The following is a 362-nucleotide window of genomic DNA, read 5'->3' on the forward strand; positions in this document are numbered from 1 at the left end:
CGTGAAAAGTGGGACAAGAAATATCCCAACATCATAAAATCATGGGACAAAAACTGGGCTGAACTGACAACATTCTTTGAATATCCGCAGGAGATCAGGAAGATAATATATACGACGAACGCTGTCGAAAGTTACCACAGAATGGTTAGGAAATTTACTAAATCCAAGGCAGTATTTCCGACCGATGATTCCATACGCAAGGTCATCTATATGAGCGTCAAAGAGATAGCCAAGAAGTGGACCATGCCTATCAGAGACTGGGGTCTGGCGTATTCTCAGTTTGCGATATACTTTGAGGACAGATTTGCAGCCTGACGGCTGTCGGGGACTCTGTCCCCAAACCCCTGAGGTTTATCCGCTTT

Annotated in this window: 1 protein-coding gene; it reads left to right on the top strand. The window is 44.8% G+C overall.

What is annotated here, in order from left to right; translation table 11 throughout:
• Window positions 1-315: transposase (locus LI114_RS13795; RefSeq protein ID WP_227221143.1), on the top strand; the 315-nt coding region annotated here is incomplete at its 5' end.
• Between the last annotated feature and the right edge of the window lie 47 nt (window positions 316-362).

This window comes from Ruminococcus sp. 210702-SL.1.03, from assembly GCF_020559915.1.
GTDB lineage: Bacteria > Bacillota > Clostridia > Oscillospirales > Ruminococcaceae > YE71.